The 18,767-nt window shown below is 47.5% G+C and carries 13 protein-coding genes and 2 pseudogenes; 7 read left to right on the forward strand and 8 right to left on the reverse strand.

Going from position 1 to position 18,767, the window contains the following annotated elements:
- Positions 1-187: 187 nt before the first annotated feature.
- Complete coding sequence (locus ASL14_RS04260) at positions 188-1,426, reverse strand: glycosyltransferase family 2 protein (protein WP_134910575.1); 1,239 nt, start codon at positions 1,424-1,426, stop codon at positions 188-190.
- Positions 1,427-2,026: 600 nt separating this feature from the next.
- Between ASL14_RS04260 and ASL14_RS04265 the strand changes: the two genes are divergently transcribed.
- Both ASL14_RS04265 and ASL14_RS04270 read left to right on the forward strand, forming a co-directional pair.
- A complete protein-coding gene (locus ASL14_RS04265; protein ID WP_044646674.1) occupies positions 2,027-2,554 on the forward strand; it encodes a phosphatase PAP2 family protein in 528 nt (175 codons plus the stop codon).
- A 51-nt stretch (positions 2,555-2,605) separates the two neighbouring features.
- Entirely contained in the window at positions 2,606-3,739 is a 1,134-nt protein-coding gene (locus ASL14_RS04270; protein WP_412177978.1) for an MGDG synthase family glycosyltransferase, read from the forward strand.
- 27 nt (positions 3,740-3,766) lie between these two features.
- Here ASL14_RS04270 and trmB read toward each other — a convergent pair whose 3' ends face one another.
- Both trmB and ASL14_RS04280 read right to left on the reverse strand, forming a co-directional pair.
- Entirely contained in the window at positions 3,767-4,480 is a 714-nt protein-coding gene (gene trmB, locus ASL14_RS04275) for a tRNA (guanosine(46)-N7)-methyltransferase TrmB (protein WP_134910577.1), read from the reverse strand.
- A 104-nt stretch (positions 4,481-4,584) separates the two neighbouring features.
- Positions 4,585-4,782 carry a hypothetical protein gene (locus ASL14_RS04280; protein WP_014280552.1) on the reverse strand — a complete coding sequence of 66 codons (198 nt, stop codon included), beginning with the start codon at positions 4,780-4,782 and terminating at the stop codon, positions 4,585-4,587.
- A 304-nt stretch (positions 4,783-5,086) separates the two neighbouring features.
- Here ASL14_RS04280 and ASL14_RS04285 point away from each other — a divergent pair, with 304 nt between their 5' ends.
- From ASL14_RS04285 to ASL14_RS04300, 4 genes are all read left to right on the forward strand, one after another.
- A complete protein-coding gene (locus tag ASL14_RS04285) occupies positions 5,087-6,040 on the forward strand; it encodes a tRNA modification radical SAM protein MnmL/YtqA (RefSeq protein WP_134910578.1) in 954 nt (317 codons plus the stop codon).
- A complete protein-coding gene (locus ASL14_RS04290) occupies positions 6,041-6,622 on the forward strand; it encodes a tRNA 5-(aminomethyl)-2-thiouridylate-methyltransferase MnmM (protein WP_134910579.1) in 582 nt (193 codons plus the stop codon).
- 179 nt (positions 6,623-6,801) lie between these two features.
- Positions 6,802-7,776, forward strand: a complete 975-nt coding sequence (locus ASL14_RS04295; RefSeq protein ID WP_134910580.1) for a type I phosphomannose isomerase catalytic subunit — start codon at positions 6,802-6,804, stop codon at positions 7,774-7,776.
- Positions 7,777-7,801: 25 nt separating this feature from the next.
- Positions 7,802-8,779 carry an alpha/beta fold hydrolase gene (locus ASL14_RS04300; RefSeq protein WP_134910581.1) on the forward strand — a complete coding sequence of 326 codons (978 nt, stop codon included), beginning with the start codon at positions 7,802-7,804 and terminating at the stop codon, positions 8,777-8,779.
- Positions 8,780-8,899: 120 nt separating this feature from the next.
- Here the strand turns inward: ASL14_RS04300 and ASL14_RS04305 are convergent, their stop codons facing one another.
- The 4 genes and pseudogenes from ASL14_RS04305 to ASL14_RS04320 all read right to left on the reverse strand — a co-directional run bounded on the left by ASL14_RS04305 (position 8,900) and on the right by ASL14_RS04320 (position 15,511).
- Positions 8,900-9,430 (reverse strand): YfiT family bacillithiol transferase, encoded by a 531-nt coding sequence (locus ASL14_RS04305; protein ID WP_134910582.1) that lies wholly within the window; start codon positions 9,428-9,430, stop codon positions 8,900-8,902.
- A gap of 138 nt (positions 9,431-9,568) precedes the next feature.
- Complete coding sequence (odhB, locus tag ASL14_RS04310) at positions 9,569-10,882, reverse strand: 2-oxoglutarate dehydrogenase complex dihydrolipoyllysine-residue succinyltransferase (protein ID WP_134910583.1); 1,314 nt, start codon at positions 10,880-10,882, stop codon at positions 9,569-9,571.
- Between the two features lie 5 nt (positions 10,883-10,887).
- A complete protein-coding gene (locus tag ASL14_RS04315; RefSeq protein WP_134910584.1) occupies positions 10,888-13,779 on the reverse strand; it encodes a 2-oxoglutarate dehydrogenase E1 component in 2,892 nt (963 codons plus the stop codon).
- 305 nt (positions 13,780-14,084) lie between these two features.
- Positions 14,085-15,511, reverse strand: a pseudogene (locus ASL14_RS04320) (ABC transporter ATP-binding protein).
- Between the two features lie 526 nt (positions 15,512-16,037).
- Between ASL14_RS04320 and ASL14_RS04325 the strand changes: the two are divergent.
- Positions 16,038-17,079: pseudogene (locus ASL14_RS04325) on the forward strand (IS630 family transposase).
- A gap of 119 nt (positions 17,080-17,198) precedes the next feature.
- Here ASL14_RS04325 and ASL14_RS04330 read toward each other — a convergent pair.
- Positions 17,199-18,164 carry an NAD(P)H-dependent flavin oxidoreductase gene (locus ASL14_RS04330; protein WP_134910585.1) on the reverse strand — a complete coding sequence of 322 codons (966 nt, stop codon included), beginning with the start codon at positions 18,162-18,164 and terminating at the stop codon, positions 17,199-17,201.
- Positions 18,165-18,767: the final 603 nt, after the last annotated feature.

The raw sequence follows: 18,767 nt of genomic DNA on the forward strand, positions 1-18,767 counted from the left end.
CAAATCATTGGATCAAGACCAGCCGGCAATACCGGACAGGTGAGAAGTCGGACCTTCTACTTGTTAATCCATCTTTTCAATTAACATACTCAAACATCATATCACGCAACTCTCCAGGGTGTCAACACCATTTATTCAAAACAGTTGACACTTGGGATCTGCGAAATATTCATACCCTAATCTGCATTTAGCCCTGCTTACTTTGAACTTCTTCCAGCCGAACGACACGCGTGTGCTGGGTGTGGCTCCATTGCTTATTGTTTTGCGTGAAGAACGCATAGAACGTAATCGGATACCACGAAATCAGATAGACAGGGAACAGCAGCAAATAAAGATATACTTTTTTGAACGTGACCTTCTCCAGAATCATCGCAATCACAAAGGTTGAAATATTCAACCCAACTGCTATAACACCGGTCCAGGCCGGAAATTGCACATAGATATTTTCGATATTAGGTCCCCCGAAGAACGCAATATCCACCCACATCGCTACTGTCATCAAGAAGGTAAGCAGTACGATATACACATTCAGACCATAGAGAGCCATATCGAATTTAATCAGACTTCTATGCTTGATGCTCTGCCACAGCAGTGGGAAGAAATAACGGCGAGCGACTGTAAAGTGACCCTGCATCCAGCGCAGACGTTGTCTGGAGGAAGCTTTAAAAGTCAACGGCTTCTCATCATATACCTTGGCATCATAATTAAATCTTGGATATACATTACGTTGCGTACAGCGCATGGTGAACTCCAAATCCTCTACCAGACTCGTCGCACCCCAGCCCATTTCCTTGAGCAGGTTCGTTTCAAAACACATGCCTGTACCACCAAGGAAGTTAGCCATGTTCAGGTTGTGACGTGACAGCTGCCACAAACGGTTGATGTACCAGTAAGATACTCCGTATGCCGCAGTAATCCATGAATCCTCAGGATTCTTCGTATCAATGTATCCCTGAATAACACGGGCACCTGTGCACAAATCGTTGTTCATTTCACTCAAGAAATTCGTATGTGCCAAATTGTCAGCATCAAACATGACAATCGCATCATATTGACGTGGCATAGCCCACAACTCCTTGAGCATCCACTCAATGGCATAGCCTTTACCACGCAAATTCGGATTCGTACGTTCACAAGCATTCATGCCGTGAGCGCGAACGATGTCCGCCGTCTTGTCGGTGCAGTTATCACAAATAACGAATACATCGTACAGTTCCTTTGGATAATCAAGTTGCTTCAAGTTCTCCATCAATGCTCCAACAACCTGTTCCTCGTTGTGGGCAGCGACCAAAATGGCAAATGATTTTTCCGGAGCTGCATGCTCTTTTCTTTTTTTGCGAACCAGACCGAACAAGGAGAATGCAAATTGATAGGCCGCGATCAGCGCCAGTATAATCTGGAACGTCACGAAAATGGCGTCTAACATAATCTCTTGTTACCCCCTTTTTTATACCCCTTTAAAAATCTTGCGTTTATTTGTTTTCTATCTGTGTAGCGCAAGTTGCGGCGCTTTGCGCGCCTTTTTTGTAGTTTTTGACCCGACCCTTGCTTTTTTCATTAGCTGTGCGCAGCCCCCTTTTGGCTGACACAGGAATGCCATTACGATTTTCGTTGGTTTTCAATCTTTTGTCAAAGCCTTTAAACTGGTCTCAGCAGCAAAAAAACACGACTAACTCCCGTTTAAACCAGGAATGCGACGCTGAGCCTTTCATTCATGACGGTAGGTCTTATTTTCATCTATTTGCTAACTTTTTATTTCTTTAGTCCCTCCTTTTTGTGGGCCATTTAACAGCCACTTCTAAATACTCTATCGTATTAGACGGATGAACGCAAAGAAAGTTATACAATTTAACTTATATTCCATTAACATTTTTGTGTAGAATTGAACCAGACAAGTGGTGATTCTTGAAATGAGCAGCGTTTAAAAATATGATGAGAGCAAGAGAATAATTACTTATCGCCTGATTCTGTCCAAGTGATTCAAAATATTTGCCGACCAACCCGGCCGGCAACCGGAGGAAACCAAATGCAACGTCTAGTCGTAAAGCTTGTAAATCTGGAGAAGCAGTTGTTCAAATGGATCAACGGGCGCTTACACAATCGTTTTTTGAACTTCTGGCTTTATTATCTTACACATCTGGGTGGGGCGACCTTTACAATCACCTCCACACTGCTTGTATGGCTGCTCGCTCCGCTTCCATGGAAGGAATCCGGTATGAAGGGGGCTATCGCGCTCGGAGTCAGCCACATCCCTGTAGCCATCGCCAAGAAGCTATACCCGCGGATTCGTCCGTACCTGGCACTGCCAGATACGAATACGTTCCGTAATCCCCTGTCGGATCATTCTTTTCCTTCAGGGCATACAACCGCTATTTTTTCAGTGACCGTTCCATTTATGCTACAGTCACCCATACTAACACTGCTTTTGCTGCCTGTCGCGCTGATTGTGGGTTTTTCCCGGATTTACCTGGGGCTCCACTATCCTACGGACGTACTCGCAGGAGCGGTCATCGGCACATCTGCGGCAATAGGGACGGTTGCATTCTGGCCTTAAAGCCGATATGGTATGATTGAGAACATCTCAGCAGGAACAGGTGAAATGAGAGTGGCTAAAAAACGAGTGTTATTATTATCGGAAGGTTTCGGTGCCGGACATACTCAAGCTGCGTACGCGCTCTCAAGCAGTTTGCGCAAGCTTTCTCCGAATGTGCAGACCAGAGTGCTGGAATTGGGGAGCTTTTTGAATCCGAGAATGGCTCCGCTCATTATTACAGCGTACAAGAAGACTATCATATCGCAGCCTCGCCTGATCGGAATGGTTTACCGTCATCAGTATAAAAAATCATTAAACCGTCTTACAACGCTCGCTTTGCATCGTCTGTTCTACACACAGACCCGTAACATTCTCCGGCAGCTTCGTCCTGATTTGGTGGTATGCACTCATCCCATCCCAAGTGCGGTGATTTCACGTTTGAAGCGCTTGGGCGTTCATGTCCCGCTTTGTACCGTCATTACAGATTACGATGCGCATGGAACATGGATCAGTCCCGAGGTTGACCGGTACTTTGTATCTACGCCTGAGGTCATGCGCAAATTGCGCGTACGTGGAGTGCCTATGTCGAAAATTCAAGTCACGGGTATTCCGGTTCATCCAAATTTCTGGGAGCATCCGGGGCACGACGAAATACGGGACCAATTCGGTCTTAAGCCGATACCCACCGTGCTCGTTATGGGCGGCGGCTGGGGTCTGATGAACGATGAAGTCATTCATCGCTCGCTTACCCATTGGAGAGAAAACATTCAATTTATTTTTTGTCTGGGTCATAATGATAAAATTCGTCGTAAAATGCAGATGGACCCCCGCTTCGATCATTCGAATATTCATATTTTCGGGTTTACGCGGGAAATCGACAAATTAATGGAGGTATCGAATCTGCTTATTACCAAGCCCGGCGGAATGACATGCACCGAGGGGCTGGCAAAAGGGATTCCGATGTTGTTTCACAAACCTCTCCCCGGACAGGAAGAAGAAAATTGCCAATACTTTACGGCTCAAGGCTTCGGAGAACCGATTACTTCGCTGGATGTTGTCGTTAAATGGATGAACCGGCTGTTACACGAATTTCCGGAAATCGTTCGCAAGCGACAGGATCACGTTCATAATGTAGCGCGATATTATCCTCTTCAGAGTGCACAGAGTATTTTGGATATACTGGAACCAAACAGGGTGCTTTCCTAAAAAGGAAGCACCCTGTTTTATATTTTATCATTTTCCATACTTCTCAAGGCGGATTTTCTCATACTGTTCCAATACATCTTTGCCGATCAGCACCTCGACACGATGGATGTTCATACCTTTGCCCATAAATTTATTTTCATATTCGGTCATGACATGCTCTTCATTGATACCATCACGATGAAGGTTCAACGATATATTCGTCATTTGCAGACCACTATCAGCAAACGAATTCAGTGAGAACTCAAACAGCGTCTCCGAATCGGTTTTGAAATGAATTTGCCCCTTACTGTTCAAAAGCTGACGGTACTTGTCCAAAAAGCGCGGATGCGTCAAACGACGACGCGCATGTTTGGCTTTAGGCCACGGATCGCTAAAATTCAAATAAATGCGTTCAATTTCCCCAGGTTCAAAAACATTTTCAATCTGTTCAATGTTCGCCAGCGCCAATTTGATATTAGGCGGCGTATCCACCTCTGTATCACTCCAGGCCAGACGTGACTTTTCTGCTGCACGACGCACCAGCTCGTCGTACATATCAAAGCCAATATAGTTGATTTCCGGATTCCGATAGCTCATTTGGCTGATAAACCGACCTTTGCCCATGCCGAACTCCACATGAATCGGACGATCATTGCCAAAAAGCTGCTGCCACTTTCCTTTATACTGTCCCGGCTCCAAGATGACCAGATCCTGCTGTTCTTCCAGACTTTCCCGTATTCCTTTTCTTCCGCGTAAACGCATGTTACTCCTCCATATGCTCTGTTATCAAGGAAAAAGGAATTTCACCCCCGCTTGAAGATACGGAAATGAAATTCCTTTTTCAATATATTTGGATTGGGGTCCAACTAATTTAATTGTTCATAGTCTACCCCATCAGCAGGTGAAAAATCAATCGTCTTTTGGCAAGCGGCTCTGATTTTTTGACGTGCGGCCGTTCCAATCTGGCGGTCCTGCCCAAAACGGACACCGGTTAGCGCCAATGCCTCATCAAAGGTTAACTCAACAGTAACTTTATCCATACGCGTTTTATCCTGCGTACTCATAAAAGATCACCTCACGGGTTATTAGTGATGGAACCGACGTGCATTTATCCTAAAGCAGGCGATAGAAGCAGCACAGCTGCCCTGAAAAATAATCATTAGCCGATGGTTAACTTTTATTTTCAGGATCGAAAACATTCCTTTTATAGTATGTCTGGTACCGCTTACAATATAACACATGGTGTAACCTTTTTCAATCCTGAATCCAATAAAATCCGCACTTTCTCCTGCCTTTCGCTATCAAGTGATTCCCAATTCCGACTGATTTTTGTTACAATAGGGTGATCGCAAAAAAAGGAGTACACCCATGAAAACAGATCTGTTGCCTGCTCCTCTCCTATGGGGAGATAAACGGTTCCATACGTGGAATCACGAAATGCGCGAGCAATTTCAAAATAAAGTGTTTAAAGTCATGCTGGATGCGGGTTTTACCTGTCCGAACCGGGATGGTTCAATTGCCAAAGGAGGCTGCACCTTTTGCAGCGCACGGGGATCTGGTGATTTTGCAGGACGCCGCCGGGACGATCTGGTCACCCAATTCAATACGATTCGGGACCAACAGCATCTAAAATGGCCAAATGCCAAATATATCGGCTATTTTCAAGCCTATACGAATACGTATGCCCCGGTTGAGGAGCTGCGCGAATACTTCGAGGTGATTCTGGAGCAGCCCGGTGTTGTCGGCCTGTCCATTGCTACACGTCCCGATTGTCTGCCTGACGATGTAGTGGATTACCTTGCCGAGCTGAACGAGCGCACATACCTGTGGATCGAAATGGGCCTGCAAACTGTCCATGAATCCACCTCAGAGCTGATTAACCGCGCGCATGACACTCAATGCTACCTGGATGCGGTGGAAAAGCTGCGCAAGCGCAATATCCGCGTGTGCGCGCACATTATTTACGGACTGCCGCAGGAAACGCATGAAATGATGCTGGACACAGGTCGCGCAGTGGCGGCTATGGATGTGCAGGGCATCAAAATCCACCTGCTGCATCTCATGCGCAAAACGCCGATGGTCAAGCAGTATGAAGCCGGATTGCTACGTTTTCTGGAAAAAGATGAATACGTCAAGCTGATCGTCGATACACTGGAATTCTTGCCGCCTGAAATGATCGTTCATCGGTTGACCGGGGATGCACCCCGCGATTTGCTGATGGGACCGATGTGGTCGCTCAAAAAATGGGAAGTGCTTAACGCCATTGACGATGAGCTAAAATCACGTGAAACGTGGCAAGGTAAGTATTGGAGGCAGCCTTAAATGGGCTTCCTGTCTGTTTTGAGTTACGCACATCAATTGGTAGCTGCGCGAGTCCAGCCGGGCGATACCGCTATAGATGCCACAGTTGGCACTGGAGCGGATACGCTTTTCCTGGCTAAGGCTGCCGGAAGACGGGGACGCATCTACGGCTTCGATATCCAGCAGGAGGCGTTGCAACTCGCTCGTCGTCGGCTCGACGAAGACGAATCAACCTCACTGGCGGAGGTATCGCTGCTGCACCAAGGCCATGAGAAGATGCAGGAGGCCATTCCCGACAAGCTGCATGGCAAAGTCGCTGCGGTCATGTTTAACCTCGGCTACTTGCCTTCCGAAGGCGCTGACCCGTCTGTTATCACGCATACGGACAGCACACTCACCGCTCTTGATGCAGCAATGTATCTGCTACGCCCTCGCGGTATTCTGACCGCCGTACTGTATCCGGGGCACGCCGGGGGTGGCGAGGAAGCGGAAGCGGTCCTTCAATGGGCTTCCGCCCTCCCGGTATCCAGCGGTCAAAGTATTATTTATCGCCAACTACAGCGAGCCGCTTCGCCTTACGTAGTGGCGGTTGAAAAGAAATAATGTCGGCTTTTTTAATTCGCATATTCAGGTTATGAGCGGCTTTTTTTAAGCCGCCTTACATATATCTTTTTTTGAGCGTCGTACGGGCTATTCATCCCAGTTTTATTGCCCCAACGGCACGTTTCTGTTTCCCTATTCTGTTAGGTCGCACTCATTACTCATTATGGAGGAGAGAAATTATGCTAAAGCCATACCCGCTGCAATTTCAACCTGAGTTCAAAGAGAGAGTTTGGGGAGGACGAGCCTTGGAACAATTCGGTTTGACCCCGCCGGAAGGACATATTGGCGAAGGATGGATGATTGCCGATCATCCAAATGGAACCACAACGGTCATCAATGGCGAGCTGGCTGGCAAAGGACTGGATGAAATTCGCGAAACCTACGGGCAGGACTGGCTCGGGGCCAAGGGCGTATCGGAAAAAGGCGGACGTTTTCCCCTTCTGATCAAGCTGCTGGATTGCAATGACGATCTGTCCGTGCAAGTGCATCCGACAGATGATTATGCAGGACTTCCAGCCGGAGAACTGGGAAAAACCGAAATGTGGTACGTGCTTGATGCCAAGCCGGATGCTAAAATTATTTACGGTCTGACCGAGGGCGTGACCCGGGACAGCCTGCGTACCGCTCTTGAAAGCGGAGACATCCTGGGCAGCTTGCGTCAGGTTCCTGTCGAGGCTGGCGACACATTCTTCATCCCTGCCGGAACCGTACATGCGCTGTGTGCAGGCGTTGTTGTTGCTGAAATTCAGCAAAATTCAGATACCACCTATCGGTTATATGACTACAACCGTCCTGGTCTGGATGGTAAGCCCCGTGAGCTGCATATCGAGGACTCCCTCAATGTGACCTCTTACGAGGGGGCTGGTGCAACAACGATGAAGACAGGTGATTTGCAGCCGGGTGAATGGCTTCAACTCGCAGCCTGTGAGTATTTTGTCGTGGAAAAGGGTATCGTAGAGGGAAGCTGGGCGCTTTCTACAACTGATGACAGCTTTACCATTCTCGTGATTTGCGAAGGTAGCGGTACATTAACGTGGGACAATCATTCGGCCTCTCTCTCCTGCAAAGCCGGAGATTGCTTTCTGTTACCCGCCAATCTGGGCGGGTACACGCTGAATGACGGAATGACTGTCCTTAGATCTTATCTTCCTTAAAGCTTAAAGGGTGTGTTGTCTAATCATGCGGGAATATACCTTCACCATCGCTGAAAATGACGGAACGGAGCTTTTTGCCTACCGCTGGCTACCGGATGAGCATACGCCCGTGCGGGGAATCGTTCAGATTTCGCACGGGATGTGCGAGACGTCCCACCGCTATATTCGCTTGGCCGAGAAGCTTACAGCTTCCGGCTACGGTGTATATGCCAACGACCATATCGGCCACGGACGTACGGCTGGTGATCCTGATAAGCTCGGTATGCCGGGAGCCAATGCGTTCAATCGAATGGCAAGCGGTATGCTGGAGCTGGGCGAAATTGCGGCCAAGGAGTTTCCGGATCGGCCTCGTTTTTTGCTCGGTCACAGTATGGGGTCCTTTTTAACCCAGAAAATCATGTATGATGACAGGCAACAGTATCACGGGTTTATTTTATCGGGAACGAACGGGCGGCGCGGTCTGCTGAAACTTGGAGAGCAAGTTGCCCTGCTGCAAGCCAAACTGCAAGGAATGGATCACCGCAGCATACTGCTCAACGCTATGGTCTTCGGCGGATTTAATCGGGCCTTTCGTCCGGTGCGGACGGCGTTCGACTGGCTATCCCGCGATCCTGAGGAAGTAGATCAATTCGTGCATGATCCGTTATGCGGAGCCATCTGCACGACAGGCTTTTTTCTAGATTTTTTCCGGCTTTTGCAGGAAATACATGGGCCCTCCTCACTCGAAAAAATCAATCCCAAACTGCCAGTCTATATTTTTGCCGGGGACCGTGATCCGGTGGGGTTGTTCGGTAAAGGCGTTCTATCGCTGGTGGATATGTACCGAAGTCTGAAGCTTCAGGATGTAGAATATCGTCTCTATCCTGACGGCCGACATGAGATGCTGCATGAAACGAACCGCAACGAGGTCATGAACGATATCGTGGATTGGCTGGATCGTCATGTCAACACAGCAGCGACCTCCGTTTCTGTTTTGTCTGGAGGCTATGAGACATCCGGTTGATCCGCTTTGTCCAAAAATCATCCTCGCTGGAATAAAAAAGGAACCTTCAAAACCACGATTACAGTGGACTTGAAGGTTTCTTTTTTGTGTTTACTTTTTACTTTGAGGTTATGTTCAAAATTACCATGCATTCCGTTCTCTTAGGGAAGTAATATGAGCTATATGATGTTTGCCATGCCAGGCATAGATGCCGATGTTTCGTTCCAGTCGAATCGTCTGACCCGATTCCGGATGGATAAACGTTCGGTGTAATTGATCATCCCCCATCGAACGCAACACAACCACCCACCGTTCATGCAACCCTTCCAGCAATTGCAGAGAAGGCTCCAGCGGAAGCTCCCTTGCATCCGGTATTTCGGCCCAACGTCCCTCATCATATGGCTTAATCGTGGGTGTATCCTCTGTTAGCGCCAGCTTGAAGCGAACATAACTGTTCATATGGCTGTCTGCCAGATGATGAACAACCTGCCGAACCGTCCAGCCGCCTTCGCGATAAGGCGTGTTCAACTGTTGTTCATCCAGCCCTTCCACCGCCTGACGAAGCTGAGAAGGCAGTTCAGCAATATCTTGAGTCCATGCCACAAGCTGTTCTTCTGTAATCGTATCTGGAACGACAAATGGCCCAATCGGGTAGCGCAAATCATGATCCAAAACAGTCCCCCACCCTTCTCTGCATCTGAGTATCCTGTTACCTGTAATCTTATGTTTTAACTATGCAGGAAAAAAAGCAGACCCGCAAGAGCCTGCTTTTTCATAGACGTAAAAATTAAATACAACTGTTGATGTATTTTATCCTTCCAGCAACAGCGATTCCGGATCTTCCAGCAATTCTTTGACCGTTACCAGGAAGCGAACCGCTTCGCTGCCATCAATAATCCGGTGATCATAGGACAACGCGATATACATCATTGGACGATTTTCCATACGTTCCTCGTCAATGGCAATGGGGCGAAGCTGGATTTTATGCATTCCCAAAATACCCACTTGCGGTGTGTTCAGGATTGGCGTAGACAGCAGGGAACCGAAAATACCTCCGTTGGTAATGGTAAAGGTTCCACCTTGCAGATCCGCCAGAGAAAGCGAATTGGAACGTGCTTTGCCAGCCAGCTCTGCAATGCTCTTCTCAATTTCGGCAAAGCCGAGACGATCAGCATCCCGTACAACGGGTACAACCAGCCCTTCCTTCGCAGATACGGCAATCCCGATATCATAGTATTTTTTCAGTACGATATCATCGCCGTTAATTTCCGCATTCACAGTAGGGAACCGCTTGAGCGCGCCGACCACTGCCTTTGTAAAGAAGGACATAAAGCCCAGCCCTACATCGTGCTTCTCCTTGAACTTATCTTTGCGGCGTTTGCGAACATCAAGGATGGCGGTCATATCCACTTCATTAAAGGTCGTGAGCATAGCGGCCGTTTGCTGTGCCTCAACGAGACGCTTGGCAATGGTTGCTCTGCGGCGGGACATGCGCTGACGTTCCACCGGCTTGCTGTACTCTGTCTGAGACGAGGACGCCGCCGCAGGCTTATTCGCAGCAGGAGTCGCAGGTGCAGGTGATGCAGCTCGCGAGACATCAGCGCTATTTGCATGCGTTTTAACGTCCTCTTGGAACACGCGCCCAAGCGGGTCCTTCCCCTGTACCTGCTCCAGATCAATTCCACGCTCACGTGCCAGCTTCCGGGCAGAGGGAGATGCCGTCTGACCGTTCCCGTCACCGTTGGATGCAATAGGCTGTGCGGCCTGCTCAACTGCTGATGTGCCGCCGCCTGCTGTGGAAGCTGGCAAAGTGGCTACAGACGGTGCTTCCGGCGCTTGGGTCGCTGCTGCTTCTCCAGCACCGGATTGTTCTGCGTTACCGCTCCCACTGCCGCTTCCAATCAAGCCAACTGCTTCACCGATAACTACCGTTTCCCCTTCCTGTCGAAGGATTTTCTGGACTACGCCCGCTTCTTCTGCGCTAATTTCCAGGTTGACCTTATCGGTTTCCAGTTCCAGTAGAACATCTCCCTGTCCTACGGAATCCCCTTCCTTCACAAGCCATTTGGAGATTGTTCCTTCCGTGATGGATTCTCCCATTGCTGGCACTAAAATATCGCTCACAGCCGCTACCTCCCCAGTGTAATATTGTTTTTGGAATCCTGCTTCAACGCTGATTGAATAATTCGCTGCTGCTCTAGGCTGTGTACTTGCTGATAACCACTCGCCGGGCTGGAACGATCCGGTCTGCCTGCGTAGCGAATTTCCGCTCCTTGTGGCACTACATTCCGCAGACGAGGCTCGATGTAACTCCAGGCACCCATGTTTTTCGGTTCTTCCTGTGCCCATACGAATTCCTTAACATGTTGAAAGCGGCTGAAAATATTCCGAATTTCCTCTTCCGGGAAAGGATACAACTGCTCGACGCGAATGATGTGCAGACGGTCCTCCGCTTCAGCCTTGTCCTTCTCCAACGCCTCTTCCAGATCAATAGCAATCTTGCCACTGCACAGTACAATCCGCTCGACACGATCCGGGCGCGCACCCAATCCGGGCTGCTCCAGCACGGGACGGAATGTTCCTTCGCTGAACTCGGAAGCAGGCGAAGCGACACGGTTGTTACGAATGAGGCTTTTCGGCGACATCATCACAAGCGGACGAGCTTCCTCACTTTCGCTTAATGCAGCCTGACGGCGCAGCAGATGGAAATACTGCGAGGCACTGCTCAAGTTAGCGACAGTCCAGTTATTTTGTGCAGACAGTTGGAGGAAACGCTCCAGACGTGCGCTTGTATGCTCCGGTCCTTGTCCTTCACTACCATGAGGCAACAGCATCACCAGACTGGATTTCTGTCTCCATTTGGCACGACCAGCGGAAATGAACTGGTCGAAAATAACCTGCGCACAGTTGGCAAAATCACCGAATTGCGCTTCCCAAATCACTAACGTTTCAGGAGAGTACACGTTATAGCCATATTCAAAGCCAAGAACAGACGCCTCGGACAACGGGCTGTTATGAATACTGAACGAAGCACGTGCTTCCGGCAAAGTGTGCAGAGGGCAATGCGTATTGCCCGTTTCAGGCTCATGCAGCACGAGGTTACGGTGAGCAAAGGTTGCCCGCTCTGCATCCTGACCTGTCATACGAATCGGTTTTCCATCGGCCAGAATTGTAGCCAAAGCCAGCGTTTCCGCCAAGCTCCAATCTACCTTTTCGCCATCGTTCAGAGCCGTTTTTCTGCGCTGTAGAATACGATCCAGCTTCGGATATACCTGAAAGTCTTTCGGCCATTTCAGCAGGTTTTCATTGATCTGGCGCAGCTTTTTCAGCTCTATTGCTGTACGAACCACAGAATCCTGACCCCGTTTTGCCTTGGCAGGAGCAATTTTCGGCTCCTCTTCCGGGTTATTCTTCACATGCTCGTGTGCTTCCTTCAGTCGATTTTGCACCTTATCGATAAGCCCAGCATTGTACGCTTCATCCACAATTCCTTGCTTAATCAGGATTTGAGCGTACAATTTGCTAACCGTTGGATGGTTTTTCACCTTGCTGTATACCAGCGGCTGCGTTGTTTCCGGATCATCGGATTCATTATGACCGTAACGGCGGTAGCCAATCAGATCAATCAGGAAATCCTTCTTGAAACGGTTGCGATATTCACCAGCCATTCGAGCTGCTGCAATACACGCCTCGGGATTGTCCGCGTTCACGTGTACGATCGGAATTTCATAGCCTTTGGCCAGATCGCTTGCATAGCGGGTCGAACGTGAGTCCACGCTTTCCGTTGTAAAGCCCAAACGATTGTTAACAATAATATGAACCGAGCCGCCATTACGGAAACCGCGCAAATTCGTGAAATTGAGTGATTCGGCCACGATGCCTTCACCTGGAAAAGCCGCATCGCCATGCATAATAATGGTTGCCGCCTTGCTGACATCCAGCTTCGGATAGCCTGCTTCCCTGCGATCCTCCTGCGCTGCGCGGGAAAAGCCCTGCACGACCGGATTCACGTATTCCAGATGACTCGGGTTATTCGCCAATGTCAGACGGGCCTGTACCGCTTCCCCATCCTTTACAAAACGATCGGCACCCAGATGGTATTTTACATCTCCGGTCCAGCCGTAATTAATTCCTGTTGAGCCTTCAGACGGAATCAGATCCTTATTCGGAGAATGATGAAATTCAGAGAAAATCTTGCTGTAAGGCTTGCCCAGCACGTGGGCCAGTACATTCAGACGACCACGATGCGCCATCCCCATCAAGACGTGGCTTGCACCTGCATTCGTCGTAAGACGGATAATCTCGTCGAGTACCGGTACAAGGACATCATTACCCTCGATGGAAAAACGTTTCTGTCCGACAAACGTTTTATGCAAAAACTCTTCGAATTGCTCCACCTCTACCAGTCTGCCTAGCAATGCCTTGCGTTCCTGTGTGGTGAGTGGTTTGGAGGACCAGCCGGATTCAGCATAGCTGTTCAACCAGCGGCGTTCCTCCTCATTATGAATGTGACTAAATTCATAGGCAATCGGGCCTGTGTATGCCACACGCAGACGTTGAATGGCTTCCCAGCCGTTAAGTGTTCCAGCAGGAGCGTTATCCCATATTAAAGAGGCCGGAAAAGCCTTTAGGTCCTGTTCAGTTAAACCGTAGGATGCTGGATCAAGCAAGCGAGTATCCTGCTCCGCATCCAGTCCCAGCGGGTCTATTTGTGCAGCCAAATGTCCGTATTCACGGATGTTCCACACCATTTTCCCGGCTGTAACCGCTTTCTGTAATGTGTTCGAATCAAGATGTCCCTGAGCGCTTGCCGGGGGGCCTTGCAATTTGTAGTCTATCATGGAAGCAGCCGAGTATTCGGATTGCGGCGGCTCACCCCATTGATCAAACAGCTCGCGGTAAGCCGGATCAACTGTTCCGGGGTCCGCTACATACTTTTCATACTGGTCCTGCACATAACCTAGATTAGGTCCGTAATACGCCTGCCAAGGTACCTGTCTGCTGCTCTCTTCCATTGTCATCTCGTTCCCTCCGTCAAATTTTGAAATTCATAGCTGGACGGAAATCATTTTCATTTCAGTTTTTGCAAAATTCTCATTTTAAGTTGTTCACAATATGCTCACATTATATGAAATCCTTCATCAAAAGTCGAATTTCACAGTTCCTATCCTTCTTCCATTGTATAAAGTTTTCTAGCAATGAGCATTTCCTTTTTCTCAACATATCCATGCGTAAATTAGATGAATCGGGTTATTTCGTATGAAAACAAGCGCCACAGGCGGGTTTGTCCCCCAGCCTTGGCGCTTTTATCGTACAAATCATAATATCAGGAACCAAATTGGGCAGTATGCAGACAACTGTACACTCCATCCGCCGCAACCAGCTCCTCATGTCTTCCCTGTTCGGTAATGCCTTTTTCCGTCACTACGATAATACGGTCGGCATTTTTAATCGTCGCCAGTCGGTGGGCAATGACCAATGTCGTCCGTCCGGCAGACAATTCTGCCAGCGATTGCTGAATCGCAGCCTCTGTCTCCGTATCCAGCGCTGAGGTCGCTCCATCCAAAATGAGAATCGGCGGATTTTTCAAGAACATCCGTGCAATCGCCAACCGCTGTTTCTAACCTCCAGACAGCTTCACACCCCGTTCACCGATCACCGTATCCATTCCTTCCGGCTGAGAACGGATAAAATCATGCAGCTGCGCACGCCGCGCAGCCTCCCATATTTCATCCTCCCCGGCATCCAGCTTGCCATACCCGATATTTTCGCGAATAGTGCCAGAGAACAGGATCACATCCTGCTGCACAATCCCAATCTGTCGGCGTAGTGAAACCAGCGTCATACTGTGGATATTCATACCATCAATGGTAATGGCACCGCCCTCCACATCGTAAAAACGGGGAAGCAAGCTGCAAATCGCCGTTTTCCCCGCCCCTGATGGACCTACAAAAGCAACCGTTTCGCCAGCCTGAATGCCGAGATCAATTCCTTTTTAGTACCTTGTCCTTGCCTTCATATCCAAAAGGAACATCGCTATAGCGAATATCTCCTCTCAAATGGTTTGCGCCCCGAAAACGGTTGTTGTTTTTGTCAAAGCGTACCTTTTCAAACTGCTCATTACCAAAAGCTTGCACAACACGGATACCGCCAATTATATTTTCTACACGGGCATTAAACTCTCCCATGCTCGTATACATCGTATCGAAGGCCTTGGTCATCTTTTTGTTAAAATAAATGGACACCCAGATTAGCACCGGAATCACCGCAAAAATTAGCAACGCGAGCTTCCAGTGAATCGAGCTCATCAGCACAAATGCCCCAATCAGCCTCATAATCGCAATGAACAAATCCTCCGGCCCGTGATGCGCCATTTCGCCAATCTCCACCAAATCATTCGTAATTCGCGACATCAGCTGCCTGTCTTGTTGTTATCAAAAAATCGGAAGGACATCTTTTGCATATGCTCAAACAGTCTCCGCCGCATCGCCGTTTCAATATTAACGCCCAGCATATGACCCCAATAGTTAATGATGTACTGCATCACCGTATTTACCGCATAGATCGCGCCAGCAAACCCGCGCAGGCCCACAGAATCAGCCTTAAGTTATTTTGCGGCAATAAGTCGTCCACCACATAATTCACGGCGAGCGGAAACCCCAGCTCCAGCAACGCAGCAAAGACCGTGCACGAAAAATCCAAAAGAAACAAAGAACGATACGGTCGATAGTATTCCAAAAAACGACGTAGCATGCTTCTCCCCATTTCTGTATGTACTCATTAGCGAATAGACTTCCAATCGATGAAAAAATCCAATAAACAAAAAAATATCCGGCAGGCGCAAAATCTGCGTCATTAGGACATTTTGATTAGAATCGGAGTAGCGGGATTCGAACCCACGACCTCACCCACCCCAAGTTCCTCGTGGGGGCTGTTGTGAGGTAAAACTGTGAAGGTGGACTTTTTTGCTTACTCTTTTTTGTTAGGCAATTACCCAAAAAGTATACAGCCAAATACAATATCTTGAAAACTAAGATTAAGATAAGGAGTGATTGTCTTTGTATTATCGTCAATATCCATCTGAATATTATGAATGCATGACGTTCTGCCAAAGTCCACCTAATCCAGGGACTTATCAGGAATGTCATGATGCATGTAGATTAAATTTCCCACCAAAACCTATATAAGTTGAACTAAAGATTAGAAAACTATGGTAAGGATTTCGTTGCTACATGTCGAAGTAATATAGACAATGACTTTAGACAGGCAGGGGAATTTAATGGACCATTCAGCATCTTTTCAAGAGATCCAAACGGCGATGAAGCAAGCTAAAAAACGTCGGATGTACGAACGATACCAGACGCTGTATTTGTATCTACAAGGAACAGAAGTAGAGCAAATTGCCCATACCATCAACCGAAGTGCGAAAACCGTAAAAGGTTACATTCAAGCGTATGAAACAGGAGGGCTTCCAGGTCTTCAAATGAATCATTCGCCAGGTGCGCCTGTTCGATTAACCCCAGAACAACAAGAAAAGCTGAAACAGACTATCGTGAACTCGGTTCCGCATGATGTGGGCTTTACGGCGCGGCACAATTGGACACTGGAGATCATTGCAGCCTTGATCAAACGAGAATTTGGGGTGACGTATTTGCTTCGTGGCATTTCCAAAATGATGCACCGACAGGGGCTGAGCTACACCAAGCCAACGTACACCTTGGCAGCCGCGGACGAAGAAAAACAAAGAATCTTTACAGAATCCACGTTTCCCAATTTAAAAAAAGATATATGAAGAACGAAATTCAGCACGTACTATTTGAAGACGAATCCATGATTCGTGATTACCAAGCGATTCAGAAAACGTGGTTCCTCCGCGGCAAGCAACGGATCATTCAAACCACAGGTAAACATCGCGGCGTCAAACTGCTGGCAACCGTCGATTATGGGACAGGCAAGATCGTATGGCAGGAAGATGAGCAGTATACAGCAGAAACCTTTCTAAGTTTTTTTGAAAAAAGTCGTAGATGAATACCCAACAGGCAAAATCGTGATGGTATTGGACAATGCGCGAATCCACCATGCGAAGCTGCTGGCACCGTTCCTCACGGAGATGGAAGACCGACTTGAACTGGTTTTCCTACCTCCTTATAGCCCTCAACTCAATGCAGTCGAAGGGTTATGGAAATGGCTTAAATCGGACGTGATTAACAAACGTCTTCTACCACACGGTCACTGAAATTCGCACCAACGTGCAGCAATTCATGGAGGAGATTATGAAAGTGCCTTTGACCATCATCGACCGACTCTGTGTCAGATTCTAGTCAGCCGTTTCTTTAGTTCAAACTATATAGATTTGAGTATCTCGCGAAATAAAAAACCACTTAAGCTCGGAAATCCCAAGCTTAAGTGGTTAATCGTGCTTTTATATCTTATAACAGCCTTAAGTTGTCGGGTTCAATGCCCCTTGATACTCATTCATTAAATTGTCGATAATCTGCTGTACGGACAAAATCTCTTTAATCTCATGAACTCTGGACCCAGCAAAAACCAAACCGTTCTTAACATCTCCTCTAAGGGAAGTAAGCAGGGATTCCATTGTACAGAAGCGATGTGAACAAACCTTTAGACAATCATAGCATTTGACTATCTTTAATTTGGCATCATCACTGATCCGGTCCGTAAATTCATTCCGAATCGCTCTACCTTCTAGACCCACTGTAGACTTGATGAGGACAGTATCTCCTTGCTGAGCATCTACATACTTTTGCTTGAAGGCTAAGGGAGCATCACACTCATGGCTAGCCACAAAACGGGTGCCCATTTGAACACCAGATGCGCCAATCCGAAGGGCTTTTGCGATATCATCCCCTGTCAGAATCCCACCCGCAGCAATAACCGGAATCGAAACGGCCTCTAAGACTTCAGGAAGGATATCAAACATGGATCTGTCTGTACCTAAATGGCCCCCAGCTTCGAACCCTTCCACAACGACTGCGGAGGCACCAAGTCTTTCGGAAATTCTGGCTAATTTGGCGGATGAAACAATAGTTACCACAGGAGTACCATATTCTTTACCCCAAGCATAAATATCTCTAGAAATTCCGGCTCCGGAAATAATAAAGTCAACCTTTTCTTCCAAAGCAACCTTCATTTTTTCGGCAAAATCCTTCACTGCGAATAGTACATTCACACCGATATAGCCAATCCCTTTAGAGAGTTCTCTTGTTTTGCGAATATGCATTCTCAGCTCTTCAGTAGTGATCCCTGTACCAGAGATGGTGCCGATCCCGCCTGCATTGGCTACAGCAGCGGCTAGTCCACTTAAGGATATGCCTACGCCCATTCCACCTTGAATAACAGGAACTCTGGATTTAATATGTCCGAATTGGATTGTTGGAAGTTTCAATTACACACCTCTTTCACAAGTTGTAGACATTATAAAAACTCCTCTGGAGTAATTAGCTATAACGTAACACAGTTAAGCCTTTCCCGATGTGACTGTGAGCATGCTCAAACTATGTTAAATATCATGTCTTTCAACTGTTTTCTTTTATGAAATTGTTCCTTTACATCTGAAGTAGTAATCAGTAACATGGATATAAATGCCAATTATGAAGATGCATATAGGATCTGCTTAAGCAGGTCCCTTTTTAATTTTTTATATTTGAAGGGGTGTTTAACTATGAATCAGATATCAATTTATCCTATTGAATTAAATGCACTTTTAGAACTCCACTCCGGGTAATTGGTTAGTTAATACTGATGGCAATTTGGTAGGGATGATTGAATTCTAGAATATGCTCTGGGGTATAGATGTAGAGAGTTTTTCGATATTGTTTGAGAGGTATTTTAACGAATCAGAGAATGCTAAGCGAGCTTTTTTTGAAGGCTATGGAATTGAAATTCTAGAAAAGAAACAAATACATATTAGCAGGCCTGTTGATTAACTAAAAATAGGATAAAAAGAGTCGCCTTTTCGGGTAATGGAAAGTACCAACCAACCATTCCG

This window comes from Paenibacillus sp. IHB B 3084, assembly GCF_001447315.1.
GTDB lineage: Bacteria > Bacillota > Bacilli > Paenibacillales > Paenibacillaceae > Paenibacillus.

Excerpts from the sequence above, each read along its gene's own strand:
- ASL14_RS04315 (WP_134910584.1), bottom strand. The coding sequence starts at position 13,779 with ATGACAATGGAAGAGAGCAGCAGACAGGTACCTTGGCAGGCGTATTAC.
- ASL14_RS04280 (WP_014280552.1), bottom strand. The coding sequence starts at position 4,782 with ATGAGTACGCAGGATAAAACGCGTATGGATAAAGTTACTGTTGAGTTA.
- ASL14_RS04295 (WP_134910580.1), top strand. The coding sequence starts at position 6,802 with ATGCTAAAGCCATACCCGCTGCAATTTCAACCTGAGTTCAAAGAGAGA.
- trmB (WP_134910577.1), bottom strand. The coding sequence starts at position 4,480 with ATGCGTTTACGCGGAAGAAAAGGAATACGGGAAAGTCTGGAAGAACAG.
- ASL14_RS04290 (WP_134910579.1), top strand. The coding sequence starts at position 6,041 with ATGGGCTTCCTGTCTGTTTTGAGTTACGCACATCAATTGGTAGCTGCG.
- ASL14_RS04265 (WP_044646674.1), top strand. The coding sequence starts at position 2,027 with ATGCAACGTCTAGTCGTAAAGCTTGTAAATCTGGAGAAGCAGTTGTTC.
- ASL14_RS04260 (WP_134910575.1), bottom strand. The coding sequence starts at position 1,426 with ATGTTAGACGCCATTTTCGTGACGTTCCAGATTATACTGGCGCTGATC.
- ASL14_RS04285 (WP_134910578.1), top strand. The coding sequence starts at position 5,087 with ATGAAAACAGATCTGTTGCCTGCTCCTCTCCTATGGGGAGATAAACGG.
- ASL14_RS04300 (WP_134910581.1), top strand. The coding sequence starts at position 7,802 with ATGCGGGAATATACCTTCACCATCGCTGAAAATGACGGAACGGAGCTT.